The sequence below is a fragment of the Mesorhizobium mediterraneum genome (genome assembly GCF_002284565.1).
GTDB classification, from domain to species: Bacteria; Pseudomonadota; Alphaproteobacteria; order Rhizobiales; family Rhizobiaceae; genus Mesorhizobium; species Mesorhizobium mediterraneum.
Genome location: NZ_NPKI01000018.1, coordinates 53,278 through 79,063, shown reverse-complemented (window position 1 = coordinate 79,063; position 25,786 = coordinate 53,278). Strand labels below are relative to the sequence as shown.

The following is a 25,786-nucleotide window of genomic DNA, read 5'->3' as shown; positions in this document are numbered from 1 at the left end:
TCAATCGGCAGCCTTGGTGTCGGGGTCGAGCAACCGGTGCAGGTGAACGACGAAATACCGCATATGAGCATTGTCCACGCTGGCCTGGGCCTTGGCCTTCCATGCCGTCTGCGCGGATTGATAGTCCGGATAGATGCCGACGATGTCGAGCGCGTCGAGATCACGGAATTCGGTCCCGCCCAGCGTCTTCAGTTCGCCGCCGAACACCAGGTGCAAAAGCTGCTTCTTTCCGTCTTCCGCGGTCATGTCGGTCCTTCACATATCGTGAGTTTGTGACAGGTCTAGACCAAAGCCGCCGACTTTGGAACCATTGATGATATGTTCAACTGTCCTGCCCGGCGATGATGCCGGAGAGGACGGCGAGCAGTTCGCCGCTGCCGGCAACCAGGGCGCCGTGGCTGATCACTTCGCCGGCATAGCGCGGTGCGCGGCCCTTCTGGTCGAGCAATGCGCCGCCGGCCTCGCGCAAGATGAGGTCCGCCGCGGCGATATCCCAGTCATGTGCGTTGGGTTTGACGAAGGTTGCGTCGAGCATGCCATTGGCGACCATCGCCAGCCGGTACGCGAGCGAGGGAATATAGGGCACGCGGTTCAGCCGGCCCTGCCATTCCGCCGGCAACAGGCCGACCAATGGCTTCGGCCCGCCGATTTCGACCATCGCTGCCGGGCGGCGCACGGTAATGCGACGGCCATTCAGGAACGCCCCCTCACCTGATAGCGCCCAATAGGTCTCCTCCGTGGCCGGACATTCGAGCACGCCGGCAAGCGTGCGACCGTCCTCGACCACCGCGACGCTGACGCACCACGTGCGAAGGCCTTCAAGAAAGCCGCGCGTGCCGTCGATTGGATCGACGACGAAGGTGCGGCGGGCGGCAAGCCTTGCCGGATCGTCGGCCGTCTCCTCCGAGAGCCAGCCATAGTCAGGACGTGCCGCAAGCAAGGTCTCGCGCAGATAGGCGTCGGCGGCGTGATCGGCCTCGCTCACCGGCGAGGTGCCGCCCTTCATCCACACTTGCGGATTGTTGCCGAAATAGCGCATGGCGATGACGCCCGCCTCGCGGGCAGCGTCGCGCAGCAGGGCCAAGTCCTCGCGGGCATCGGCGGAGGTGACTTGGTCAAGCTCCGGCAAGGGTCATGCCTTCGATCAGCAGCGTTGGTGCGGCGGTGCCGAAATTGCGATCGAGATCGCTCGCCGGAACCATGTTGAGGAACATGGTCTTCAAATTCGAGGCGATGGTCACTTCCGCAACCGGATAGGCGAGCTCGCCATTCTCGATCCAGAAGCCGGAAGCGCCGCGGCTGTACTCGCCAGTCACCATATCGACGCCCTGGCCGAACACTTCGGTGACGTAAAAACCTGATTTGAGCGACTTGATGAGGTCTTCGGGCGCCCGCTCGCCCGGCTCGATGGCGAGGTTGGTCGACGATGGCGAGACGGAGGAGCCGTTGCGTGAGCCGCGCCCGTTGGTGGTCAGCCCCAATTCCCGCGCGACCGAGGTCGACAGGAACCAGTGGTTCAAAATGCCTTTCTCCACCATGAGCAGTCTTTCGCCCTCGATGCCTTCGCCGTCAAACGGACGCGACGCCTGGCCACGGCGCCGCAGCGGCTCATCGGTGACGGTGATCGCGGCCGCCGCCACCTGCTTGCCCATCATGTCGCGCAGAAAACTGGTCTTGCGCGCGACGGACGCGCCGTTGATGGCGCCGGCGAGATGACCGGCGATGCCGCGAGCGACACGCGGGTCGAACACCACATTGACCGGGCCGGTCGCCGCCTTGCGCGCGCCGATGCGCCGCGCGGCGCGTTCGCCGGCCTTGCGGCCGATGTCCTCAGGCGCGTCGAGATCGGAATAATGCTGGCGCGAGGAGAATTCATAATCGCGCTCCATGCCGGTGCCCTCGCCGGCGATGACGCTGGTCGAGCGCGAAAAGCGCGACGCGACATAGTGGCCGACAAAGCCGTGGGACGTGGCGAGCACCAACCCGCCAAGCCCGGCACTGGCGCCGCTGCCGGCCGAATTAGTAACGCCCTTGACGGCAAGGGCGGCCGCTTCCGCGGCCAGCGCTGCTTCCTTCAACTGGTCGGCCGAAACTTCCGTCGCGTCGAACAAATCGAGGTCGCGCGGCTTATCGACCAGCAGGGCCGGATCGGCGAGGCCCTGATAGGGATCCTCAGGGGACACTTTGGCCATCGCCACGGCGCGCTCGGCCAGCGCTTTCGGGTCTGAGGCAGCGGTCGCCGAGACGCTCGCCACCCGCTTGCCGACGAAGACGCGCAGCGAGACATCCTCGCTCTCGGACGCGTCGGTCCCCTCGACCTTGCCAAGCCGCACCGACACGCCAGTCGAGCGGCCGCGCACCGCAACCGCGTCTGCGGCGTCGGCTCCGGCCCGTTTGGCCGCTTCGACCAGGGCCGCGACGCGGTCGGTCAATTTCGCTGAGTCCAGCGTATCGGTCATGCGCATAGTCCTGTTTTTCCGCCTGACATAAGTGGCGGCCGCTCCGCACCATCTATTGTTCCGATGTGGCTTGTGCAATGGCAGAAGTGGCAAGCAGAATAGATCGGCCAGCGGACATCGGCTTCAGGCGGCATGACCGAAGAGGTTCCTCAAAGACTGCTTCGCGCCAGGTTCGGACCGGCCGACAGCCCCTTTGACGTCGTGTCTCGATCACATGCGGACGTGTCGATCGCGGTAACGCCGCCTATCTCCTTTCCCACGCATGATCGGCATCTACCCGAACCATTAAATTAGCATTTTCTTGTGTACCTTGGGAACTTTGTAGCTTGCGTTCCATTTTCAACCGCATGCGAGACTCTGTGATCCAAAGCATCAGGACTGCGGTGAACGTGTCGCCGCCACGGTACTCGTTGGTCCTTCCCATATACAATGAAGAGCAGGTCCTGCCTCGACTGATCGAGCGGATCAGCTCCCTGATCTGCCGGTTGGACGGAGAGGCTGAGGCGATCTTCGTCGATGATGGAAGCCTTGATGGGAGCGTCGAATACCTTCGGAACGTGGTCGCCGTCGAGCCGCGCTTCCGGCTGATCGAGCTTTCCCGCAATTTCGGCCACCAGATCGCGATCACGGCCGGCATGGACGCGGCTGCGGGTGATGCAGTCATCGTCATGGATGCCGACCTGCAAGACCCGCCGGAGGTGGTTCTCGATCTGGTGGCGAAGTGGAAGGAAGGTTTCGAGATCGTCTATGCCCGCCGCGTCAAGCGTGAGGGCGAATCCTGGTTCAAGCGCATTACGGCGAGTCTCTTCTACCGCCTGCTGGAGAAAATGACGTCGGTCGACATCCCGCGCGACGTCGGCGATTTCCGCCTGGTCGGCCGCAAGGCGCTGGAAACCTTCAAGCAAATGCCCGAACACGACCGTTTCGTCAGGGGCATGTTCGCCTGGATGGGGTTCAAGCAGACGGCGGTGCCTTTCGAACGCCCGGCGCGGACCCTGGGCCAGACCAAATACCCATTCTGGAAGATGATGCACCTTGCCGTTCACGGCATCGTCAGCTTCTCCGAGAAGCCGCTGCGCATGGCTCTGTGGGGCGGATTGGCCATTTCCGCGCTTGCGGCAGTGTTCGGCGCTTACGCCATCTTCGCCTGGATTTTTGAAACCGGCATCATTGCCGGCTGGACATCCACCGTGGTGATCGTGTCGCTCCTTTGCGGCATCAATCTTTTCATGACCGGCGTGGTCGGACTTTACGTCGGCGGTATCCACGCCGAGGTGAAACGCCGTCCGCTTTACGTGATCGATCGGGTCACCGGATTCGATAAGGCGATGCGTGCCGCTCCTCTTGGTGAGAGCCGAAGATCGCTTCGAAAACCCAGGAATGGAGCCTCGGCTGATGGCCGAACTCTTCGACAGCTATAAATCAAATTATGGCGAGGCGGTCGCAGGATCCATCCGGTTTTCCGGCCTCAGGCACGACTTCTTTCTGATCGCCAAGGCCGACCTGCTGCGGCGTCTCGTTGCCGAACGAGGGCTTCGGCAGGGCGGGGCTAATGTGCGGGCGCTGGATATCGGCTGCGGCGTCGGTTCGCTCCATCCTTATCTCGAAGGCGCGTTCGAAAGCCTGGATGGCTGCGACGTCTCGGAGGAATCGATCCTGCGCGCCAGCCGGGACAATCCAGGTGTGATCTATCACGCGTGCATCACGCTGCGCCTGCCTTATGAGGACGGCGCGTTCGATCTGGCTTTCGCCAGTTGCGTCGTCCATCACGTTCCGCCTGTCTCCTGGCTCGATTTCTTCCGGGAAATGCGGCGCGTCGTGCGGCCGGGCGGCGTCGCCTGCATCATCGAGCACAATCCCTATAATCTGCTGACGCGTCTTGCGGTGTTGCGGTGTCCATTCGACCAGGACGCGGTCCTGCTCAACGCGGCCAAAGCAAGGTCCCTCTTTCAGGAGACGGGTTTTCGGGATATCCGATCCGAGCATTTCCTGCTGCTGCCCTCGGCCAGGCCCTTCGCCAGAAGACTCGAGCGCCTGCTTGCTCCTCTACCGCTCGGGGCCCAGTATGCGTGCAGCGCGCATGTCTAAGGGCCGTTCGACCGCCGGTGCCGGGCTGAAGCTGCTGGCGCGCTTCGGGCTGGTCGGCATCGCTGCGACGATCCTTTATGCTGTCCTGGCTACCGTCTTGATCAAATCGGAATGGATCGGCGTCACGCCCATCCAGGCGTCGCTTGCGGCTTACGCCGCGGCGGCCGTGTTTTCTTATCTCGCCCACAAATCGGTAACTTTCATGTCGAGCGGATCGCACAGATCGGAAGCTGCGCGTTTTCTCTTGCTGACCGCGACCGGCTTCGGCATGGCTTACGCAGTGCCGGCGCTTTTCACCATGAAGCTCGGCCTGTCGCCCATCTTTGCCGTTCTGATTACCTGCTTGCTTATTCCAGCGATCAATCTTCTCATGCTCGACCGATGGGTTTTTGCGCGGCGAAGATCCGGCCGGCAAGGCGACCGCCCCACCTAATCCGTGTCAACAGCATCCAGCCGGAACGACACCAGCTTGATGGAGCGCTTGTAGATGTTGCTGGCGGCCGGAGTTTGCGGGATGCCGTCGAGATAGTCGAAGGCGATGTCGAGTGTATCGGTCTTGCCGAGAGCCGCCGGTGGAATGATGAACGTAACCATCCGTGGTTCTTTGCCAGACAGCGTCACCGCCTGCGCCCGAACCCCGTTCACCGAGATCACCACCCTCTGCGTGATCTGTGGTGGCCGAATGACGGCGGCCATTTGCAGCGTGGCAGCCAAGCCGTGACCGAGCGGCGGTATCTCCAGGCGAAGCCGCGAGGTCTCGCCCAGCGAATGGGTGCCGTCGCCTGCCGACCCCGACCAGCCGCAGACCTTCATGCTGGCTGCCCGTTTGGCGCCGTCGCTGCGGAACGATACCGTCTCGCCAAGTGTGTAGCTGCCGACGGCATCGCGGTTGAGGCACGTGGTCGTTTTATCGATGTAATAGGCGCGATAGTCGGCGTTGACGTTCGGATTGAGAGCAAGCGCAAGGATGACGATCTCGGACCCGGCCAGAATCGCCGCGAACGCGTAGCCGCTGAGCCAGGCGGCGCGTCTGTAAGGCACTAGCGTGTCAGACCAGGGCAAGGTAGCCCCCGATCCACGCCGCAGTCATGAAGTAACAGGCGCCCAGGAAAATAACCAAAGCCGCTAGGTAGGTCAGCCTCGACACCGATAGCAGGACGGCCAACAACATTGTCAGAGGCGCAAGCCCAATGACGTACCTGACCATCGAGGCCAGGTTGGTGATCAATGGCAGGATGATGCAGAGCGCACAGAACAGCGCAGCGCCATATTGCCTGCGAGCCACTAGGCCCGCCGACAGCGCCAATCCGGCGATTGCGGCGAGCGCGCTCCATTGCGGCGCCGTGGGCAGCCAGCCGGTGGCCGGAACGGCGGAGAGCCCGTCCCATAAGAAGACGAGTGGATTGCCCGCTACCCGTCCAAATGCGCGCTGGACATGCAAGAACGCAAAGCCGTCCCCGATCGTAAGATAAAGAAACAGGATGTAAGCGAACAAACCGGCAGGTGAGATGAGGATAGCGACGAGCAGATCCGGCCGGCCAAGCACCCAGCGCGGGAAGGACAGCGTCGATCCGCCGTGCTCGCGGTGCTCCCTGAGCATTTGAATGACGGTCGCAAATACGACGAGAACCCCGACCAGCCTCGTCGCCGACAGGAGCGCGGATAAAACGCCCGCGGCCAGATAGCTGGAGCGCTTGAGCGCCAGAAAAACGCACGAGGTCAGGAGCACGAAAAGAGGTTCGGTCAGGAACGTCGTGAAGTGAAAAGAGAACGGGCCGCTGAGCAGAAAGGCGCAATACAGCACGTAGGCGCGCATGTTCTTCTCCAGCAGCGGCCATGCCACCAGGCAGGCGGCATAGCTGCAAACAATGGAGGTGACGGTGGCGACCAGTATCGTCGGGAAAGGGAAAACAATCCGGATCGCCGCCACCAGCATCGGATAGAATGGAAAGAAGCCCCAGCGGCCGACATTGCTTTGGTTTGGAATAGGAAAGCGTTCGTAACCTAGTTCACTGATGCCAATGTACCAGGCGCAATCCCACCGGCAGAGCGCACGGGCATAAGCCGCGAAACCCGATTCGTCCGATACCGAAGCAAATGCCGCATAGCGAATGGCTAACCCGCTGACGACGAAAAGGAGCGGCACCGCCGCGACGGCTACGGCTACAGAACGACCGCCGGCGCTCGGACGCGCGACATCTTCGAGCGCCAACTCTGCCTCCACCCATTCGAGTGGCTGGCGCCACTCTCCCCCTCTAAATTAGCGCAGTGGCGGCAAATTCAAGACAATGCCTTTCGTCGGCTCAAGATCCGCGTCGCGGATCAGGAACTCCTCAGCCAAACCAGCATCTCGCCGGGATCGCGGTTGTCCCAGGCGAAATAGGGAACGGCTTTGACTTTCGTCTCCTCCACTGCCGGCGGTTCGGTGCGATAGAGCCCGTCTTCCCAGTTTTCAGAGGCCTCTTTCTCGGCAACTGCCGAGAGTGTCACGACGCCGCCCAGAAGGTTCGGCTCCTCACGCGCCTCGATGTTTGCCGTGCGTGGCAAGGCGATGCGATGCAGCTGGCCGGCATTGTCGGTCTCCTCGACGCAATAGATCAGCGGACCGCGGGCTAGCGCGACGCGGCCGATATCCTGGCGCACCTGCGGGTTGGCGTAGAGCCGGTCGGCCGCCATTTCGAGGCCGAGCTCGACTTGATCGCCCTTGCGCCACTCGCGGCGGATCGCGGCATAGCCGTCGCTGGTTACATCATCCAGATCGACTGCCTCCCCGTTCACCTTGAGCGCCGCCTTGCGGCACCAGGCCGGCAGGCGCAGGTGCAAGGTGAACTCGGTCGGCGCCTCGGGCTCGATCGCGATCGAGACTGCCCCGTCCCAAGGATAATTGCTGGTCTGGGTCAAGGTCACCGGCCCGCCAGCGATATCGAAACGAGCCGTGCTATTTCCATAGAGGTGGACAGCCAGCGCGTCGTCCGACAGGCTGTAGAAATAGCTGCCGATCGAAGCCACCATGCGCCCGATATTGGGCGGGCAGCACGGGCAGCGATGCCACTTCCAGCGGTTGTGCTTCCCCCGGCTTTCCAGCGGATTCTCGTAGAAGAACAGCGAGCCGTCGAGCGAAAGGCCCGAGATCGAGCCGTTGTAGAGCGCCCTCTCCATCATGTCGGCGTAACGGGCATCGGGGCCCATGCCGAGCATGCGGCTGGCCCAGAACACCAGTCCGACCGAAGCGCAGGTCTCGGCATAGGCGGTTTCATTGGGCAGGTCGTAGTCTGATGTAAAGCCCTCATTGTGCGACGATGGGCCGAGGCCGCCGGTGACGTAGAGGTTCTTGGTCATGAGATCGTCCCACAGCCGGTCGAGCGCCACCCGCAGCGTGTCGTCGCCATATTCGGTCGCGATATCGGCCATGCCGGAATAGAGATACATTGCCCGCACCGCATGGCCGACGACCTTGTCCTGATCGCGCACCGGCTTGTGCGACTGGCTGTATTCGTAGGTCTTGAAATGATAGGCTTTTGGGTCCGCGCCGCGGGCCAGCGCCTCCTCGTCGAAATAATGCGGCTCAAGGCCGCGCTGATCGATGAAGTACTTTGCGAGGTCCATATACCGTTGCTCGCCGGTGACCCGCGCGAGCTTGACCAGCGCCAGCTCGATCTCCTCGTGGCCGCAATAGCCCTTCTTCTTGCCGGCCTCGGGACCGAACGTCTCGGCGATGTGGTCGGCATAGCGGCACATGATGTCGAGCAGCTTGCGTTTTCCCGTGGCCTGGTAGTAGGCGACCGCGCCTTCGATCAGATGGCCGGCGCAATAGAGCTCGTGGCAATCGCGCAGATTGGTCCAGCGCAAGCCGGGCTGGATGCGCTGGTACCAGCTGGAGAGATAACCGTCGGGCTGCTGCAGCTTTCCGTACATGTCGATGACGGCGTCGACCTTCTTCTCCAGATCGTCATTGCGGCGGCGGTAGAGTGAATAGGCGGCGGTCTCGATCGTCTTGCCCCAATCGGAGTCCCAGAACATCTGCGTCGTCACCGTCGAGCCGGTGAACTCGTTGCCGGCGGCGGCTGCCTCGTCCGGCGATGGGGAGTGGAACGGAATGACGACGCCGGGCGATGGCCGGTCCGGGTCGATCTGCTCGAGCATGCGCGCCTCGACGCAGCGGTCATAGAGGATATCGGCGGTCCTGGTGGCGACTGCATCGACGCGGTCGCCCCAAAAGCCCCTGATATCGACCTGTGGCACCGGCAGCGGACGGAAGGCGAGCTTCGGCTTAGCGGATTGCGATGCGGTCATCAATTTACTCCGTTCGAATAGGGATCACTTCACGGCCCCTGCCATGAGGCCGCGGATGTAGAAGCGCTGCAGCAACAGGAAGAGCACCAGGCATGGCGACATCATAACGGTGACGCCGGCCTGCACCGCGCCCCAGTCGATGGCGCCGAAGCGGCCGGACTGAAGCGCCGTCATCATGATCGGCAGCGTGAATTTGGACTGGTCGGTCATCAGCACGAGCGCTGCCAAAAACTCGTTCCAGGCGCCGAGGAATGCGAACAGCGCTATGGTGACGATGCCCGGCCAGACCAGCGGCAGCATCACCCTCAAGAGCATGGTGACGTTGTTGGCGCCGTCCATGCGGGCGGCTTCCTCGATCTCGCGCGGAACCGCGTCGAAGGCGTTGCGCATCATGAAGATCGAGAACGGCAGCTGCAGCGTGACATAGACGCAGACCAGTCCCGTCAGCGTGTTGTGCAGGCCGATCTTGGTCAGCACCAGGAAGATCGGCGTCAGGATCGACTGGAACGGGATCATGATCGTCGACAGGATGACGACGAAGAGCAGGTTCTTCAGCGGAAAGCGGAAGCGCGAGAAACCGTAGCCGGCCAGCACGCTGACGATCACCGACAGCACCACCGTCATGACAGAGACATAGATGCTGTTTTGCGCTGGCAGCCACAGCCCATCGCCGAAGGTGTTGAGCGTGGCGTAGTTCTCGACCGAAAAACCCGTCGTCGGCCAGGGCGGCAGCGGCGGCTGGCGCGACTCCTGCGCCGGCTTGAACGCCGAAAGCACCGTCCAGACGATCGGCGCGAGGAACAGCAACGAGGCGACGATGCCCGTCGAGTGCTCGGCAATCTGCATGCCGATGCGTCGTTTGCGGCTGCGTGCCTGCGCCATCAGTCAATTCCCTCGGGTTGGCGCAGCAGCCGCAGCTGGATGAGGCTGAGCGCGACCAGGATGACCAGCAGGACCATCGACAGGGCGGCGCCATAGCCGAGCTTGAACGACACGAATGACTGGTTGAAAATCCAATAGACGGCGGTCAGCGTCTGGTTGCGCGGCCCACCGCGAAGGATGATGTAGAACTGGTCGAAGGCGAGCACCGAGCCGGCAACCGACAGAATCAGCGCCAGCGCCAGCGTGCGGCGCATCAGCGGCAGGGTGATGGCGCGAAACCGCGCCAGCGGCCCTGCCCCATCGATCATCGCCGCCTCCTGCAGATCCGGCGGTATGGATTGCAGGCCGGTCATCAGGATGATCATGGTGAAGCCCGCCACCTTCCAGACGACCATGGCGATGATCGACCAGAAGGCCGGCTGGAAGGTCGCCAGCAGATTGACCTTCTTTTCGGTCAGGCCGAGCTCGAAGGTGGCCGGGCTGAACAGGCCGGAATCGACATTCAAGAGCCACGACCAGAGCAGGCTGGCCGAGGCAAAACCGATGACGGCCGGCATGAAGAAGGACGTCCGGTAGAAGCCGGTCATCTGCCGCGGCCGTTCGATGAAGAGCGCCAGCGGAAAGGCGACGACGAAGATCGCGATCGTGACGATCACCGTGTAGTAGCCGGTGAATTTGAGCGCGTTCCAGAACCTGGTATCGCGCAGGATCGCCCAGTAATTATCGAGGCCAATTAAGTAGTGCTCGCCCATCAGCGGCCAGTTGTGCAGCGACATCCACGCCGTCATGCCGAGCGGGACGATGAAAAAGACGACGACAAGGGCGACGGCCGGCGCGACATAGAGCAGGCCGATCCACTGCCGACGGCCGGCGCCGACCAGTTTGCGGCGACGCGCTGGGGCGGAGGTTGCTGCGATGGTGGTCATGGCTCTACGTCCCCCTCCCCCTCGAGGGGAGGGTCCGGCCGAAGGCCGGGGGTGGGGTCCTGCGTGCAGCGCGCCGACGAAAAAGAACGTCGAGCACTTCGCAGACGACCCCACCCGGACCTGCGGTCCGACCTCCCCTCAAGGGGGAGGTGGGGCTGGCGCTCATCCGCCGGGTGGTGGTTATTGCGATTGAACTCATGCCTGTTCTTCCACTAGCGCTACGTCCCCCTCCCACTCGAGGGGAGGGTCCGGCCGAAGGCCGGGGGTGGGGTCGTCTCTGACGCGCGCCAACGCAAAGAGAACGTCGAGCACTGCCGCAACGACCCCACCCGGACCTGCGGTCCGACCTCCCCTCGAGGGGGAGGTAGCCGGCGTCTACTGCTGCGGCGCCGAGTCGATGATCGACTGCATGGTTTCCTGCGCATTGGCGATGGCGCCGTCGACGTCTTCGCCGAAGAAGACCTCGTTGACCATCTGGTTCCACGGACCGTTGGCGGAGTTGATCAGATCGTTGAACACCACCGAATAGGGCGTGCGGCCCTTGGCCATGGCCTCTGCGGCGACCTTGTAGCGCGGGTCTAGGTCCTTCAGCGCCTCATTGGCGATGTCGCCGCGCACGGGAAGGCTGCCGTATTTCGCCAGGATGGTCTGGCCTTCGAGCGAATAGGCGAAATCGAGGAACTCCTTCACCACCGCGACCTTCGTGGTGCCCTTGGTGACGACGAAATTGTCACCGCCGGCAAAGGACGACCAGCCGCCATCCTTGCCCGGCAGGAAGGTGACGCCGTAGTCGATGTCTGGGTATTGCGTGTTCAGCGCGCCGATGGCGAAGGCGCCGGACGGCGAGATGCCGATATTGCCGCCGGCGAAGGCGGCAAAGAAGTTGGAGCCGGTGTCGGTCTGCGCACCTGAAGGCACCAGATCCTTCTTGACCATCGAGCGGTAGAGGTCGATCGCGCCGCGCAGCTGCGGGCTGTCGAGCGTCGCCTTCGAGCCGTCCTCGGTGAGGATGTCACCGCCCGAGGCCCAGATCAGCGGCGTGAAGGTGAAGATGTTGCAGCCGCCGCAATTGCCGGAGAAATAGAAGCCCTTGATGTCGCCGCCAAGCGCGTTGACCTTTTCGGCGGCGGCTTCGATCTCGGCCCAGTTGGTCGGGCCTTTTTCGGGGTCGAGCCCTGCCTGCTTGTACAGCTTCTTGTTCCAGATCAGCACCGAACTATCGGCGGAGAACGGCAGCCCGTAGATGCGGTCCTTGTAGGTGCCGGTTTTGACGTGTGCCGGCGACAGGCTGTTGAAATAAGGCAGCGATTTCGCCCAGTCGGTGATGTCCTCCAACTGGCCGGCGGCAGCGAAGGACGGCGTGTAGATCAGGTCGAGCGAGAGCGCGTCGGGTGCTGTGCCGCCGGCGGCGGCGGCGCCGTATTTCGGGATGATCTCGGCATTGGGGATGATGTCCAGCTTGACCTGGTTCTCATGCCCCTTGTTGAAGGCATCGACGATGCGCGGCATGAAGTTCGAGCCGTCTGCGCGAACCCAGATGTTGGCGGTCTCGGCGGCGGCCGCCGGAAAGCTCAGGATGCTCGCGGCAATAGCGAGCCCGGCAATCATAGTTCTCATGGTTCTCCTCCTCATGGTTCTGTTTTCCTGCGACCGCGCTCCCCGCGCGGCGGCTTTTCGCTTCGATGCATGTCGTGATCCCAAAACCGCTGCGCACTTTTGGGCGACATGCATTTTCTGTTTGATGCATGTCGTTATCCCAAAACCGCTGCGCACTTTTGGGCGACATGCATAGTCTCAGCCGTCCGGCGGACGGCCGCATGACTGACGCACCACCAGCCGGCACGGCAGTTTTCGGATGCCCGGCTCGGCGGGTTCGCCGCCGACGAGCGAAAGAAGTGTTAGACCGGCCTCGCGCCCGAGTGCCGCCAGGTTCATGTCGACAGAGGTCAGCGGCGGGCGGGTTGCCTCGGCCACGATCTGCCAATTGTCGAAACCGATGACGCCGACATCGTCCGGCACATCAAGCCCGCGCTCGCGCAGCGCGTCGATGACACCGCGCGCGATCTGGTCGTTGCCGCAAAAGACGGCATCGGGCTTTTCGCCCTTTCCCTTGAAGAGCTTCTTCACCGCCTCGTGACCCCACGCTTCCGACCACGATCCGAGCAATGGTTCCATGACCGGCAAGCCTTTTTCGGTCAGCACGTCACGATAGGCCTGTGCCCGCGCATGCACCACCGCAAAGCTCGCCGGCCCGGTGACATGGGCGATACGCCGGCGCCCGAGCCGCCAAAAGTGCTCGACCGCCAGGCGCGCGCCGCCGGCATCATCGGACACGAAAGCGATGGCGTCGGGATCGGGCTGGGTGAAGGCGTAGATCACGGGAACGCCGAGATTGGACAGGTCGACCGGCAGGTGGCGATCGATGCGCTTGCCGGTGGCGATGATGCCGTCGACGCGCTTGTCGAGCATGGCATCGACATGGAGCTGGCCGAGGCGCTGGTCGTCCTCGACATTGCAGAGAAACACCGAGACGCCCTTGTCGACCAGCGCATCCGAAATACCCGACATGACCGGCAGCGAAAACCGGCCATAGGTGTCGTTGGTCAACAAGCCGACGGTGAAGGAGCGCCGGCGCAACAGGCTCTGCGCCAGGCTGTTCGGGCGAAAGCCTAGCCGCTGCGCCGTCTCGCGAATCCGCTCGCGCGTCTCGGCGGTCATCCGCCCCTGCCCGTTCAGCGCCTTTGAGGCCGTGGCGACGCTGACGCCGGCGAGCGCTGCCACCTCGCGGAGGGTGACTGGCTTGGTGAAGACTGGCTGGGCGTCGGATGCCATGGTGCGCGGCATATTTCCTTAGTTGGGAAAAGGTTTTCTCTTGTTGGCCTGCGAGGCGCTGATTGGTGAGGTCAGCGGTGCGGGCGGTTTGGGAAAAGGTTTTCTCAGAGGGAGATTAGGGGAAGGATGTGGGGATGGCAAGAGGGATAGATTTGGTTTTGGGCGTGTCTAAGATTTCTGCCAGGTGCCGTGATCCACGATCGCTTTGCGTCATTTGCAGACGTCAGCGAGTGCAGCCACTATGGTCCGTGTTCATATCGGACGTTTCCGGGACGCCGCGCGGATCCCTCCCGCCATTGATGCGATCGAGTTCGCAGCCACCTGGCGGAAGGCGGAAGGTTCTGATCCGCCCTTTCCTACTGCTGCGGTAGGAAGACTTCTTGATTCAGCCACCAGCCCAAACTGCTGGATTTGGCAGCCCAGGAAGGATAGGCTTGGTTTTTGGTTCAGGCGATGGAACAGAGACTAGCCGCAATTCTGGCTGCCGATATGGCGGGCTACAGTCGGCTAATGGAGGCCGACGAAACCGGCACGCTCGCACGCCTCCGGACCCATCGCATAGAACTGATCGATCCCGCCATCGCGAAGAACAAGGGCCGGATCATCAAGACCACCGGTGACGGCATGCTCGTTGAGTTCCAGAGCGTGACCGATGCCGTGAAGTGCGCCGTGGAAATCCAACAGCGCATGAAACGGCGCAATTCGGATGTGCCGCAAGAACGGCGTATCGAATTCAGGATCGGCATAAATCTCGGCGACATCATTTTCGACGATGACGACATTTTCGGCGACGGCGTCAATATTGCCTCGCGCATCGAGCAACTCGCCGACGTCGGCGGTATCTGCGTGACCGCAGCGGTGGCGACCCAAATTGCCGACCGTCTCGAAATTGCCATGGAGGACCTGGGCGAGAAGACGTTAAAGAACATCAGCCGCCCGGTTCGCCTCTATCGCATTGGGTTTGACAGTGCTGTCCTGCCAGAAGTCGAGGCAAAGCGATCCATTTCGAAACCTTCGATAGTGGTGCTGCCATTCGACAACATGAGCGGCGACCCCGAGCAGGAATTTTTCGCGGACGGACTGACCGAGGACATCATCACCGAACTGTCCCGCCACCATGAGCTGTTCGTCATCTCGCGCAATTCCAGCTTCGTCTACAAGAACCGCGCCGTGAATGTGCGCGAGGTGGCCGAGAAACTCGACGTCCAATACCTGGTGGAGGGAAGCGTCCGCAAGATCGGCGACAGGGTGCGCGTGACGGTTCAGCTCATCGACACGGCGAATGACGCTCATATTTGGGCAGACAAATATGACCGGAAGCTGGATGACATATTCGCGATTCAGGATGAGGTGACCGCGGCGATCGCAGCCACGCTGCCCGGTCGTGTCGAGGCGGCTCAGCGGGACCAGCTCGCGCGGGCGAAACCTGCAAACATGGCCGCGTATGAATGTGTGCTTGCTGCCAAGGTGCTGCATCACCGAAGCACGATTGCGGATAATGAACGCGCGCAAACCTTGATAAACAGGTCCGTCGCGCTCGACCCGGATTATGCCCATGCCCATGCCTGGCGGGCCTGTATCCTTGGCCAGGCCTGGGTCCATAACTGGTGCGAAGACAGGGATGCCGTCTGGAACGACATCATGGCAGCGCTGGACAGGGCGCTGGCGCTGGACGACAACGATGCCGATGTTCACCGCATCCTCGCCGCAGTGAACGTGAACAACAATGAGCTGACCACAGCGCGCTACCATCAAGAGCGCGCCCTCGCCCTCAATCCCAATTACGACCTCGTGGTGGTGCAGCAAGGCGAGTTATTGACGTGGCTGGGGAGGCCGGAAGAGGGAATTGAATGGATCCGCAAGGCAATGCAGTTGAACCCGCACCACCCGGAGAGGTTCTGGAGCCATCTGGGAAAGGCCCATTTCGCCGCGCGCCAATATGGCGAGGCGATCGAAGCTTTCATGCATCTGTCAACCATGGACTCGGTTCAGCACGCTTTCGCCGCTGCCTGCTACGGCTGGCTCGGCGACGAAATCGCGGCCGCGGCGCACCTAGCCAAGATCAGAACGCTCGATCCCCAATTCGACCTCGATTCATTTATCGCCACCCTGCACTATGCCCAGGAGGCTGATGCGCAGCACGTCCGCGAAGGACTGCTGAAAGCCGGTATTGCCCATCTGTAGCCAGCCCGTGACTACGAACCAGATCCAATCGGGGATAGGCAAAAGACCGGCCCCCCACCCGATGCGGACCTTGCGGCATGACCGAACGACGGGCGGCGCAGGGCCAGAGGCGGCCGTTCCACCCACCTACCAACACGCTCCCACGCCGGCGGCGCCTCACTGCTTAAAACAGTGGTCGCGGTGCCACTGCAAAAAATGAGGATGCGGGCGTTCAAACTGTCGGCCCGGCGGAAGTGCGCGGCGAGTCTTGTTTATGAACGCTTGCACGCTGTCGAGGTCGTTGACCTGTCGCGAGATCAGGATTTCCAAGTCATCGGATAGGCTGATCAACCCGCGATCGAACATCCAATGTGCAGTGCCGGACAGCGCGATCCCATTGTTGATGACGTCGGGACCGTTCGCTTCGACCGGTCGAATATGCGCGGCAGAAACCTCTGCTCGGCCGCCGCCATTTATCAACTTCAGTCCCGTGATCGCGCAGCGCTCATCATAGGCGCGCAGGACGATGCGACGGAAAATGCGGTCCCGCACAATTCGCGATCCGATATAGCTCACGCGGTCACGGCTCTGCTCGAACTCGAATGGCGCCTGTTCATCCTGAAAGCCGGTGCCGGCCTCATCAACGCGCGGCAGCAACAACTCATTCGTGTCCAGGCCCAGATCGATGATGCGGTTGAAATCGGCTGGACTGATTGAGCGGACGGCCGCTTGGGCGCGACCGGAAATCCGTCCTTGGTCGTTGAATAAGCCTCGTTCAACGAGACCATTAGGTCCGTTAAATTGAACAGGATTGACGAAGTCGAGATAGGTGCCGGGCTCAATCAGAGCGAGGTACATATCAGGCGTCACAGGATCGGAAATGATCTGTTGGACTTTGGCTACGGCGTAATAGCCACGGGTATCGTTTACCTTGCTAGGCTCGTAGTAAATGATCCAGCCGCCGACGCATGCTTCGGCGCGACTCAGATACGGGCGAGGAAACTGATATTGCTCTGCGGGGCGGTCGTTGTATCTCGAATCTGAGCGGTGAATGAAGACCCCGAATCCCATGATCTTCCTGCAATGCGTTCTTTGGGAATATCTACCTCAGATGTAACACCAATCCGATCTTGGGAACTTAGTCCAGGTCGGAGAAGCTTTTCCCCATGGTATCGGTCCTTTGGAGGCGAATAGGGAAAGCCGCTAACAAGCGACCGCGCTATTTTCACCAAGCTGTCGCAAAAGGCCCGCGTCGTCCGTCCTCCGACAGAAGAAGGAGAGCGCCATGAGAAAACTTATCGTCACCGAATTCATCAGCGTCGATGGCATCGCCGAGGTCGAGAAATTGCCTGGCGTGACCTGGAACGATGAAATGCAAAAATTCAAAGAGGACGAGCTTGCCGACAGCGGCGCCATGCTTCTGGGCCGCACGACCTATGAGATTTTTGCCGGCTCATGGCCCAATGAAACCGGAGACTTCGCCGACCGCTTCAACGCGCTGCCGAAATATGTCGCGTCGACAAGCCTGAAGACGCTCGACTGGAAACCGGCCGAGCTGCTGACGGGCGCACTGCCGGAAGCGGTCAGGGAACTGAAGCAAGGCAGCGGCGGCAACATCTATGTGCATGGCAGCCTCAGCGTCGCGCAGGAATTGCTGCGCCATGGCCTGGTCGATCGCGTCAGGCTGCTCAGCTACCCCGGTGCCGTCGGCCATGGCAAGAAGCTGTTCCCGCCCGGCGAACAAGTGCCGCTCGCGCTGATTTCGGCCACGCCATTCAGCAACGGCGTGGTGGCGCTTGAGTATGCGCCTGTGACGGCGAAGTCGTGATGGCGCCAATGACAGCCAATCTCCCCCACAAGCAGGGCTATCGCATATGGGTAAGTACCCCCTCACCCGGATTGCCAACCGAATTGCGAAAGGCAATTCGGGACTATCCGACCTCTCCCCAAGGGGAGAGGAGCCAGCGCTGACGCTTCTCTCTTCTCCCCGCCGGGGAGAAGGTGGCCGCGAAGCGGCCGGATGAGGGGTCGGTTCGACCGGGCGCGGCCTCCCTCTCTTGCGACAGTGGAGGTTGGCGCATTACGCGAGACGGCCCCCTCTGGCCTGCCGGCCATCTCCCCCTCAAGGGGGGAGAAGCGTTTCGGCCATCAGCGCCTCGCTCCAACCTTACAGCGCCCGCCCCTCCCAGCTTCAGTCCTTCTCCCGCTCGGCCGCGACCAGGATCTCGACAAACCTCGTCACCTTGGGCGGCCGGAAGCGCGCGGCGGGGTAGACCGTGTAGATGCCTCCGGAGGGAGGGCGCCACTCGGGCAGGATGTGGACGAGCCGCCCTGAGGCCAGCTCATCCCGCACCAGGAAATCCGCCGACAGGCCGGCGCCGGCGCGGACGGCCGCCAGCACTGCCGGCGTTGCTTCGATGGCGATCGTGGCCTGCATGCGCATAGGTAGCCGGCTCATTCAAAGCCGTGTCGTCGGTCAAAAGCGAGAATGCCGGTCCACCTCTGCCACGGCGGTCATCCGGTGACCGGCGTGCGGTTGACGAATCGTCGAGAAGCCTTTCGACAATCGGCGCCGGAACCTTTTTTGTTTTAGAATGTTCTAATGCTTCGGCTGCATTCCGTTTCGCGTGGAATTCAGGCCCGCGAACCAAAGATGACCGCCGATTGGCAATCGTCTTTGGGAGGGACGTGACATGCCCTTGCGTTTCAACGGTACAGCAACAATTTTCGCTCTGCTCCTGTCTTCAAGCTTGATCCCCGCCGCGGCTCAAATGAGCGCGAAAGAGAAAATAAGCGGGAAGGATTTCGACAACGCTGCCGCCGAGCAGGCCAAGCGATATCTCGAGGAAGGTCGCGAGACATTCCGCTTCGACACCTTCGGCAGCGAGGATTTCTGGGGCGGCAAACTTAAACTCCACGAGGCAATCGCAGGTGAGAAGCTGGGCGGCACGGGACCCGGCCTGAGCCCACAGAAAGCCCTCGAACTCGGCCTCAAGGTCGATGTGAACGCCATTCCCAAGGATGTGGCCGATGCGCTCAACAAGGGCGCGGTCGACCTCGCAGATCCCGCGAGCACGCTTGTCCTGCTGAGAGCCAATGCCGTTGTCGGGGTGACCGGGTTCTTCGCCGAGGACGGAAAGACGCTGACTTCGGTGGGCATCCAATGCGCGGTGTGCCATTCAACCGTCGATGACGCCTATGCGCCCGGGATCGGACAACGGCTGGACGGCTGGCCCAACCGTGACCTGAATATCGGCGCGATCGTTGCCCTCGCACCTGATCTCACGGCGTTCACCGAGATGCTGCAGATATCCGAAGCGGAGGTGAAGAAGGCGGTTGAGGCGTGGGGTCCCGGGAAGTTCGATGCCGAACTGAACCTCGATGGCAAAGCATTCCGGCCGGACGGCAAGACGGCCGCCACGCTCAATCCGGCGGCATTCGGATTGGCCGGTGTAAACAACCACACATGGACCGGAGCCTGGGGCACGGTGAGCTACTGGAACGCTTATGTGGGCAATCTCGAGATGCACGGGAAAGGCGTGTTTTACGATCCGCGCCTTGATGACGCCGAGAAGTATCCGGTCGCAGCACGAACGAAGCAGGGCCACAAGCAGGACAAGCAGGACCGGATTACGGCCAAGTTGCCGGCGCTCCATTTCTATCAACTTTCGCTGCCGACACCGAAACCGCCGGAGGGCGCCTTCGACAGCGCCGCTGCGGAGAAAGGAGAGGTTCTCTTCAACGACAAGGCCAAATGCGGCACTTGCCACGTGCCACCGCTCTTCACGGAACCGGGCTGGAACCTGCATACCGCCGACGAGATAGGGATCGATGATTTCCAGGCGATGCGATCTCCGGACGAGCGCTACCGGACGGCATCGCTGCGAGCCCTTTGGGACATCGAGAAAATTCACAAGGGCGGTTTCTACCACGATGGGCGGTTCGCCACACTCGATGACGTTGTCGAGCACTATGACGGTCATCTGAGCCTTGACCTAACCGATCAGGAAAAGAGTGATCTGATCGAATACCTGAAGTCGATTTGACCCGGCAGGCTTGAGCGAAGACCATCCCTCCAACAACGCGCGTGACATTTCACAGCGCGCTCCCCTCCCCGACCAAACCCTCCTTCTGCTCAGCCGCAATCAGCATCTCAACAAACCTCGTCACCTTGGGCGGCCGGAAGCGCGCGGCGGGGTAGACCGTGTAGATGCCGCCGGAGGGCAGCTGCCATTCGGGCAGGATGTGGACGAGCCGCCCTGCGGCCAGCTCATCCCGCACCAAAAAATCCGGCAGCACCGACAGGCCGGCGCCGGCGCGGACGGCCGCCAGCACTGCCGGCGTCGCGTCGATGGTGATCGTTGCCTGCATGCGCACGGCCTCATGCTCGGCGTCGCCGCGCGAAAATTGCCATAGCAGCGGTTCGCGCAGCACCATGTTGGCGACGAAGGGTAGCCCGGCAAGGTCTTGCGGTTCGCCGGCCGTGAAGCGCCCGGCAAACTCAGCGCCGCACACCATGAATTGCCGGAAGGTGCCGATCCGTCGCGCCTGCAGGCTGGAATCGGCCAGCCAGCCGACGCGGATCGCCACGTCCATCCCGCCGGAAGCCAGGTCGATCGTCTCGTCGCCCAGCGTCAGCTCCACCCGGCAGGCGGGATAGCGCGCGCTGAAGGCGGCGACCACCGGCACCACCGCCGACGTGCCGTAGTCGTTGGGCGCCGCAATGCGCAGTGTGCCGGTCGGCTCGGTGGCCGCCTGCGCGAGCTCGTCGAAGGCATCCTCGGCCTGCTGCAGGACTTGTAGGCAGCGGGCATGGAATGTCCGGCCGGCTTCGGTCGGATGGACACGCCGCGTCGTGCGGATCAGCAGCGTCGTTCCGACATCGCGCTCCAGCCGCGCCACCTGCTGGCTGACGACCGCCTTGGTGATGCCCAGCCGCTCGGCGGCCCGCGTGAAGGAGCCGGCATCGACCACCGCGGCGAAATAGGCCAGCCGGTTCAGGTTCATGCGTGGCTCATGGCAAATGCGACCTCATTGTCAGGCAATGGCATACATTACGTCTATTTTGTTGGCCTTCAATACGCATTCTACCTTTGCCATCTTCCTAAGATCGAGGCTGCGCGGGAGCCGCCCGAAGTCGGCATTTTCAAACCCCAGGAGACATCCATGTTCACACGGAGAGCCATCATGAAAACCACCCTCGCCGCCGGCGCCGCCGCCGTCTTCGCTCCCGCCGGGCTTGGCCATGCAGCTGGCGGACTTTCCTGGAAACATTTTCCGGCTGGGGAAAACGGCTTCTTTCGCGCCCCCGTGCTGATCACCGGCGCCTCCGAGGCGCTGCTGATCGACGGCGGTTTCACCTACCCCGACGGCCGAGCCGTGGCCGAGGCGACCAAGGCGACCGGCAAGACGCTGACCACCATCTATGTCAGCCAGTCCGACCCGGACTATTATTTCGGCCTCAAGCCGATCAAGGAGGCTTTCCCGCAGGCACGGGTGATCGCCGCAGCCGAGACGGTGGCCGCCATCAACGGCAGCGTCGACAAGAAAATCGCCGTTTGGGGGCCGCAGCTCAAGGAGAACGGCCCGCAGGCGCTCGCCGATATCGTCATCCCCGAAGTGTTCGACGGTAAGACGCTCACCGTCGATGGCGAGGCCATCGAGATCGTCGACGCGGAAGGCCTCGCCAACCGGCGCTATCTCTCGGTGCCGTCGCTGAATGCGGTGTTCGGCGGGGTGATGATTTTTTCGGGCGTGCATGTCTGGACCGCCGACACGCCGAGCAAAGAACAGCGCGCCGCCTGGCTCGCCAATCTCGAAAAGATCGCTGCCGCCAAGCCAGAAATCGTCGTGCCCGGCCACATGACGCCGCAGGCCGCCACCGACCTGTCGGGCGTTGAGCACACCAAGGCGTATCTCATTGCCTTCGAGGAAGAACTGGCCAAGGCCAAGGACGCGGCCGCGCTCAAGGGCGCCATGGAGGCCCGCTTCCCCGGCCTCGGCATGGGCGTCGCGCTCGACATCGGCTCCAAGGTCGCCACCGGCGAGATGAAGTGGGGCTGAGGGCGGCAATCTTTCCTTCTCCCCTTGTGGGAGAAGGTGGCCGCGAAGCGGTCGGATGAGGGGTGCTCCAGCTTGGCAAGGACGGCGCTCCGTCCAACAACCCTCATCCGGCTCGACGCTGCGCGCCGATCCACCTTCTCCCACAAGGGGAGAAGGCAAGGGGCGAGGGGCGGCGCAAAGCTGGAGTGATTGCCCTTCGCGGTCGCTCAAACGCCCCTCACCCAATGTTCTGAATCCGCCCCCAGGTGCTCTTGGTTCCCCAGATGCCGGAGCGTAGCGCCTCGAGCTGCACGATCTGGCTGTGGTCGACGAACAGATTGATCTCGTTGCCGTAGTTCTTGACGTACCATTCGAAGACCGCCGGGTCGGCGGCTTCGAACATCACCTTCTCCAGCTCGAGCTCGTTGATGATGCGGGCCACCACGTCGGTGCGCCAGGAGGTCACGTTTTCGGTGATTCCTTCACTCTCGATCATGATGATGTCGGCGCCGGCATCGAGGGCGCGCCTGGCCTGTGCGACCAGCCAGCCGACATCCCTGGTGCCTTCGGCTTCGAGCTCCTTGGCCGATGTGTCGCCACCGGCCCCGAACTGGATTCCGAGCTCCGGCTTGGCCTTGAGCCCGGCCTTTTTCACGGTTTCGACCAGGCGCAGCAGCGCTTCCGTGGGCAGGCTGATAAAGCCGGTGGAGATCTCGATCACGTCGAACCCCAGCGCCTTGGCTTCCTCGATGTAGCGGTCGACGGCGTCCGGGCCGAAGCGGAGGACATTCTCGATCCAGCCGCCCGTCGACACATAGGCATCGTGATCATGCGCAAGCTTGTTGATGGATTTCACCGCTTCGGGCGGCATCAGGGCGAATGATCCGCCGGCAAACTTGATGCCGTCGATCCAGTTGCCCATGATTTCCAGTACGTCGGCCAGATGGCGCGGCCCATAGGCGCTGTAATAAGGCCCGCGAATCTCGGTCAGGCCGGTCTTGCGCGGCTTGGAAGAGCGTGCGGCGCGCGGGATGAAGGAGAAGGCTGTGTCGGGCATTTCTGGCCTCGGCGGTCGGTTCTCCTGCGTTAGCGATTTGGCCCGCGATCCGATCCCGCGCAAATTGGGCTGGAACCCTTGGCGTCACTGGTTGTTGGCGGGAAGGAGGTCTGGGATGCCGCAGATCGCGAACAATGCCGCCGCCCGAAGCAGCGCAAAACTGTTCCTGTGCGGCGACGTGATGCTCGGGCGCGGGATGGACCAGATCCTCGCCAATCCGGGCGACCCGCACCTGTCCGAGCGCTATGTCAAATCGGCGACGACCTATGTCGAGCTTGCCGAACGCATCAATGGCCCGATCCCGAGAAAGGTCGACGATGCCTATGTCTGGGGCGATGCGCTCAGCGAATTGGAGCGTGAAGCTCCCGATGCGCGCATCATCAATCTCGAGACCAGCATCACAACCAGCCTGTCCTTGGCGCCCAAGGGGATCAATTACAAGATGAACCCGGCCAACATCGGCTGCCTGGCGGCGGCGCGGGTTAGCTGCTGCGTGCTCGCTAACAACCATGTGCTCGACTGGGATGAGCCTGGCCTCGTCGAAACCCTCGGCACACTCCGGCATGCCGGCCTCGCCTATGCCGGGGCCGGCCTTGACGCGGACGAGGCGGCGGCGCCTGCCGCCATCGAACTGGCCGGCGGCGGCCGCGTGCTCGTGTTCGGCTTCGCGCTCGAGACGAGCGGCGTTCCAGCTTCATGGGCAGCCGGAGCCTACAAGCCAGGGATCAATCTGCTGGCGGATGTCTCTGCCCGGTCGCTCGCGCAGATCGCCCGATCCGTGGAGGCCATAAAACAGCCCGGCGACCTCGCGGTGGCCTCGATCCACTGGGGCGGCAACTGGGGCTACGAAGTCCCCGCGGAAGAACGCGCGCTTGCCCATGCTCTTATCGATGTTGCAGGTTTCGACGTCGTGCATGGGCACTCCTCCCACCATCCCAAGCCGATCGAAATCCATGACGGCCGGCTGATCCTTTATGGATGCGGTGACTTCCTCACCGACTATGAGGGAATTACGGGCTACGAAACCTTTCGCGGTCAACTTGCGCTGATGTACCTGCCGCGGCTCGCGATACCGGACGGCACGCTTGTTTCGCTCGACGTCGTGCCGTTCCAGCTCCGCAAATTCCGGCTAAACCGCGCCTCGCCCGAAAATGCCGTCTGGCTCGCGGCTATGCTCGAGCGCGAGTGCTCGCCTTTCGGCACTCATGTGGCGCTCGATAACCGTCTCACTGTCCTTTGGTGAAGCGCCTGCGGTTAGCAGCCAGCGATACTAATTTTCAAGCCTCTCCGGCCGTCCTCGGCCAAGCGCACCGTCGGCGCGGGCCTGCAGGTAGGCATAGATGTCGTCGATGTAGGGTGCGACGTTGGGGTCGTCGGCGAAGCCCTTCATCACCGAAGGGCCGATGCGCACGCCGTCGCGAACGTTGCGGCGGAAGACCTCGATGGTGGGCAGCCGGTCGACAAGGGCCGAGGCGAACGTCGAGCCCATGCCATCGGGGCCATGGCAGTGATTGCAGCTGCCATGGTAGCGACGGAAGCCGTTGTAGGTTCGCGCGTCGACCTTAGCGCCGACAACTTCGTAGAACTTGCCCGCGGCCAGCTCAGCTTGCGAAGGCGCGCCGAAGCCGGCGGCAACGGTAAAGACGACGACAGACGGGATGAGCCATGGAGACATCGCCAAGGACGCGCGTGCGAAGAGTGACTGACTTCGACTAATCGCCGCTGCGCGCTGTCGCGAGCGCAAGCGAAAATCCAAAATAGTTGGAACCGTGCGGATTTTCGCTGGGTTTGGCGCGCCTCCGCTCATCCCAAACATTCGCGCCACTTCTCGAAACGTCTCAGTCGAAATTGGCCGGCGACGAGAACGGCCGATTGGCGTCGACAACGAAGATGGCCAGCTCATCGAGATCGTTTGTGCCGGCGTTGAACACCTCCATCGGCGTGTCGGCCCCGTGTCCGACCATCGTCGTGCCGGCTTCGGCATAGGCCACCCCGTGGGGTGTTCTCTGGCCGAGCTTGCCGGCCAGCACATAGAAGGCCTCCGGTCCCGGATGTGTATGGATCGGCGTCTTGACGCCGGGTGATCCACCGGCGCGGTTGACGCGCAGCAAATACTCGCTTGCGCTGATCGGAGGGACCGGTCCGATCTCGACGACCTTGGTTCCGCCGGTCGTAGAGCCATCCTTCGGTCCAAGCGTGAACAGCCAGACCTTGCCTGCGACCTCCGCCGCAAGCGAGGTCGGGCCCGCAGCGCTTTGGGCCTGCGCCAGCGTTGGGAAATTTTCCAGCCGCCAGTACAACGGTCCGGAAGGCAGTTCCCTCACCTTTTTCTCAACCACCGGCTCGACGGCGAATTTGCCGTCTGCGGGCATTGAGGCTGACGTCGTCAGTCCGAAAGCACACAGTGAGAACATAAGCAGGCCAATACGGCGGGCGCTGAGGGAATGCCGTTTCATGGTTGGTCCTCCTATCGATGCAACGTGCCCCGGATTGCGGTTGGTCGGCGGCTACGATGATGCAGCCAGCGCCGCCGCAACGCGCCTGCCCCCGGATCGCTCGACGGCGGTCATCAGTCAACGGCGAGCTTCGGAGAAGAAACCACGATCCCGTCTATCGGATGCGGGCTGACGACAAGCTTACCGCCAACGCGCAATATCTCGACGATCTGGTCCGACTCTCCCAGCTTGCCTGGCACCGAGAGCGCGACCTTCTGATTCTCGGTCAGTGTCGCCACGAAACGCACGGGCAAGCCAGCCTCGCCCTGCGCAATTGTGGTGACCACCCGATAGCCGTCCTCCTCCGGCGTGTAATAGACGACACCAAGAAAGCCGGCGAGATCGATGCTTTCGGCCTTCATGGCTCCAAGCTCGCCGGCATGCGCGGGCATCGCCGCCATGCAAAATGCTGCAAAAGCAATGTACTTGTACATAATGCTGCTCCATCCCGAATTGTCCGGGCCGAACCCGGCTCAAGGTTTCAGCAATAGATGTCGCGCGCCGTGATAGTCGGCGCACGCAGGCAGAATTCTTGATTAGTCCCCCCGG

General features: G+C 62.4%; 25 protein-coding genes. 8 read left to right on the top strand and 17 right to left on the bottom strand.

All coding sequences use genetic code 11. The features are described 5' to 3' along the window. The 3 genes from CIT25_RS16790 to CIT25_RS16780 form a co-directional block, all read right to left on the bottom strand. Window positions 1-246 (bottom strand): DUF4170 domain-containing protein, encoded by a 246-nt coding sequence (locus CIT25_RS16790; protein ID WP_095485661.1) that lies wholly within the window; start codon window positions 244-246, stop codon window positions 1-3. A 76-nt stretch (window positions 247-322) separates the two neighbouring features. After that, window positions 323-1,129, bottom strand: coding sequence for a 3'(2'),5'-bisphosphate nucleotidase CysQ (locus CIT25_RS16785; protein WP_095485660.1), 807 nt, complete (start codon window positions 1,127-1,129; stop codon window positions 323-325). Then, window positions 1,116-2,459: a TldD/PmbA family protein gene (locus CIT25_RS16780; protein WP_095485659.1), complete on the bottom strand. Its 1,344-nt coding sequence runs from the start codon at window positions 2,457-2,459 to the stop codon at window positions 1,116-1,118. Before CIT25_RS16780 ends, CIT25_RS16785 begins: the two co-directional genes overlap by 14 nt. 347 nt (window positions 2,460-2,806) lie before the next feature. Here CIT25_RS16780 and CIT25_RS16775 point away from each other — a divergent pair, with 347 nt between their 5' ends. From CIT25_RS16775 to CIT25_RS16765, 3 genes are read left to right on the top strand one after another with little or no spacing between them, the layout of a single operon-like run. Continuing rightward, window positions 2,807-3,880, top strand: a complete 1,074-nt coding sequence (locus tag CIT25_RS16775) for a glycosyltransferase family 2 protein (RefSeq protein WP_095485833.1) — start codon at window positions 2,807-2,809, stop codon at window positions 3,878-3,880. Then, the gene (locus tag CIT25_RS16770; RefSeq protein ID WP_095485658.1) at window positions 3,855-4,547 is read left to right on the top strand and encodes a class I SAM-dependent methyltransferase; all 693 of its coding nucleotides are present in this window, start codon (window positions 3,855-3,857) and stop codon (window positions 4,545-4,547) included. Before CIT25_RS16775 ends, CIT25_RS16770 begins: the two co-directional genes overlap by 26 nt. Beyond that, entirely contained in the window at window positions 4,540-4,980 is a 441-nt protein-coding gene (locus tag CIT25_RS16765; protein ID WP_245329878.1) for a GtrA family protein, read from the top strand. Before CIT25_RS16770 ends, CIT25_RS16765 begins: the two co-directional genes overlap by 8 nt. Here CIT25_RS16765 and CIT25_RS16760 read toward each other — a convergent pair. The 7 genes from CIT25_RS16760 to CIT25_RS16730 form a co-directional block, all read right to left on the bottom strand. Then, window positions 4,977-5,588 (bottom strand): hypothetical protein, encoded by a 612-nt coding sequence (locus tag CIT25_RS16760; protein WP_245329877.1) that lies wholly within the window; start codon window positions 5,586-5,588, stop codon window positions 4,977-4,979. The genes CIT25_RS16765 and CIT25_RS16760 overlap by 4 nt on opposite strands. Before the next feature lie 7 nt (window positions 5,589-5,595). Then, window positions 5,596-6,759 (bottom strand): hypothetical protein, encoded by a 1,164-nt coding sequence (locus CIT25_RS16755; protein WP_095485832.1) that lies wholly within the window; start codon window positions 6,757-6,759, stop codon window positions 5,596-5,598. 110 nt (window positions 6,760-6,869) lie between these two features. Beyond that, a complete protein-coding gene (locus CIT25_RS16750; protein WP_095485655.1) occupies window positions 6,870-8,840 on the bottom strand; it encodes a glycoside hydrolase family 127 protein in 1,971 nt (656 codons plus the stop codon). Between the two features lie 24 nt (window positions 8,841-8,864). Further along, window positions 8,865-9,722: a carbohydrate ABC transporter permease gene (locus CIT25_RS16745; protein WP_095485654.1), complete on the bottom strand. Its 858-nt coding sequence runs from the start codon at window positions 9,720-9,722 to the stop codon at window positions 8,865-8,867. Further along, the gene (locus tag CIT25_RS16740; RefSeq protein ID WP_095485653.1) at window positions 9,722-10,648 is read right to left on the bottom strand and encodes a carbohydrate ABC transporter permease; all 927 of its coding nucleotides are present in this window, start codon (window positions 10,646-10,648) and stop codon (window positions 9,722-9,724) included. The genes CIT25_RS16745 and CIT25_RS16740 overlap by 1 nt, the downstream gene beginning before the upstream one ends. A gap of 375 nt (window positions 10,649-11,023) precedes the next feature. Further along, on the bottom strand, window positions 11,024-12,265 hold the full coding sequence (locus tag CIT25_RS16735) for an ABC transporter substrate-binding protein (RefSeq protein ID WP_095485652.1): 1,242 nt from the start codon (window positions 12,263-12,265) through the stop codon (window positions 11,024-11,026). Window positions 12,266-12,442: 177 nt separating this feature from the next. After that, entirely contained in the window at window positions 12,443-13,480 is a 1,038-nt protein-coding gene (locus tag CIT25_RS16730; protein WP_095485831.1) for a LacI family DNA-binding transcriptional regulator, read from the bottom strand. Window positions 13,481-13,933: 453 nt separating this feature from the next. On the opposite strand from CIT25_RS16730, the gene CIT25_RS16725 reads away from it, so the two are divergent. After that, window positions 13,934-15,664 (top strand): adenylate/guanylate cyclase domain-containing protein, encoded by a 1,731-nt coding sequence (locus CIT25_RS16725; RefSeq protein WP_095485651.1) that lies wholly within the window; start codon window positions 13,934-13,936, stop codon window positions 15,662-15,664. A gap of 156 nt (window positions 15,665-15,820) precedes the next feature. On the opposite strand, the gene CIT25_RS16720 is transcribed toward CIT25_RS16725, so the two are convergent. Then, a complete protein-coding gene (locus tag CIT25_RS16720) occupies window positions 15,821-16,714 on the bottom strand; it encodes an HNH endonuclease (RefSeq protein ID WP_095485650.1) in 894 nt (297 codons plus the stop codon). Between the two features lie 214 nt (window positions 16,715-16,928). On the opposite strand from CIT25_RS16720, the gene CIT25_RS16715 reads away from it, so the two are divergent. Continuing rightward, window positions 16,929-17,471, top strand: coding sequence for a dihydrofolate reductase family protein (locus CIT25_RS16715; protein WP_095485649.1), 543 nt, complete (start codon window positions 16,929-16,931; stop codon window positions 17,469-17,471). A gap of 363 nt (window positions 17,472-17,834) precedes the next feature. On the opposite strand, the gene CIT25_RS16710 is transcribed toward CIT25_RS16715, so the two are convergent. Continuing rightward, the gene (locus tag CIT25_RS16710) at window positions 17,835-18,101 is read right to left on the bottom strand and encodes a LysR substrate-binding domain-containing protein (protein WP_095485648.1); all 267 of its coding nucleotides are present in this window, start codon (window positions 18,099-18,101) and stop codon (window positions 17,835-17,837) included. Between the two features lie 313 nt (window positions 18,102-18,414). Here CIT25_RS16710 and CIT25_RS16705 point away from each other — a divergent pair, with 313 nt between their 5' ends. Then, entirely contained in the window at window positions 18,415-19,689 is a 1,275-nt protein-coding gene (locus CIT25_RS16705; RefSeq protein ID WP_245329876.1) for a hypothetical protein, read from the top strand. A gap of 49 nt (window positions 19,690-19,738) precedes the next feature. Here CIT25_RS16705 and CIT25_RS16700 read toward each other — a convergent pair whose 3' ends face one another. Next, on the bottom strand, window positions 19,739-20,650 hold the full coding sequence (locus tag CIT25_RS16700; RefSeq protein WP_095485646.1) for a LysR family transcriptional regulator: 912 nt from the start codon (window positions 20,648-20,650) through the stop codon (window positions 19,739-19,741). Between the two features lie 159 nt (window positions 20,651-20,809). Between CIT25_RS16700 and CIT25_RS16695 the strand changes: the two genes are divergently transcribed. Further along, the gene (locus CIT25_RS16695; RefSeq protein ID WP_206072955.1) at window positions 20,810-21,706 is read left to right on the top strand and encodes an MBL fold metallo-hydrolase; all 897 of its coding nucleotides are present in this window, start codon (window positions 20,810-20,812) and stop codon (window positions 21,704-21,706) included. A gap of 217 nt (window positions 21,707-21,923) precedes the next feature. On the opposite strand, the gene CIT25_RS16685 is transcribed toward CIT25_RS16695, so the two are convergent. Continuing rightward, a complete protein-coding gene (locus tag CIT25_RS16685) occupies window positions 21,924-22,742 on the bottom strand; it encodes a phosphosulfolactate synthase (protein ID WP_095485644.1) in 819 nt (272 codons plus the stop codon). Between the two features lie 115 nt (window positions 22,743-22,857). Here CIT25_RS16685 and CIT25_RS16680 point away from each other — a divergent pair, with 115 nt between their 5' ends. Further along, window positions 22,858-23,985 (top strand): CapA family protein, encoded by a 1,128-nt coding sequence (locus CIT25_RS16680; protein WP_095485643.1) that lies wholly within the window; start codon window positions 22,858-22,860, stop codon window positions 23,983-23,985. 27 nt (window positions 23,986-24,012) lie between these two features. Here CIT25_RS16680 and CIT25_RS16675 read toward each other — a convergent pair whose 3' ends face one another. The 3 genes from CIT25_RS16675 to CIT25_RS16665 all read right to left on the bottom strand — a co-directional run bounded on the left by CIT25_RS16675 (window position 24,013) and on the right by CIT25_RS16665 (window position 25,671). After that, window positions 24,013-24,417 carry a cytochrome c family protein gene (locus CIT25_RS16675; protein WP_095485642.1) on the bottom strand — a complete coding sequence of 135 codons (405 nt, stop codon included), beginning with the start codon at window positions 24,415-24,417 and terminating at the stop codon, window positions 24,013-24,015. Between the two features lie 163 nt (window positions 24,418-24,580). Next, entirely contained in the window at window positions 24,581-25,198 is a 618-nt protein-coding gene (locus CIT25_RS16670; protein ID WP_095485641.1) for a cupin domain-containing protein, read from the bottom strand. Window positions 25,199-25,311: 113 nt separating this feature from the next. Further along, complete coding sequence (locus tag CIT25_RS16665) at window positions 25,312-25,671, bottom strand: hypothetical protein (protein ID WP_095485640.1); 360 nt, start codon at window positions 25,669-25,671, stop codon at window positions 25,312-25,314. Window positions 25,672-25,786 lie beyond the last annotated feature (115 nt).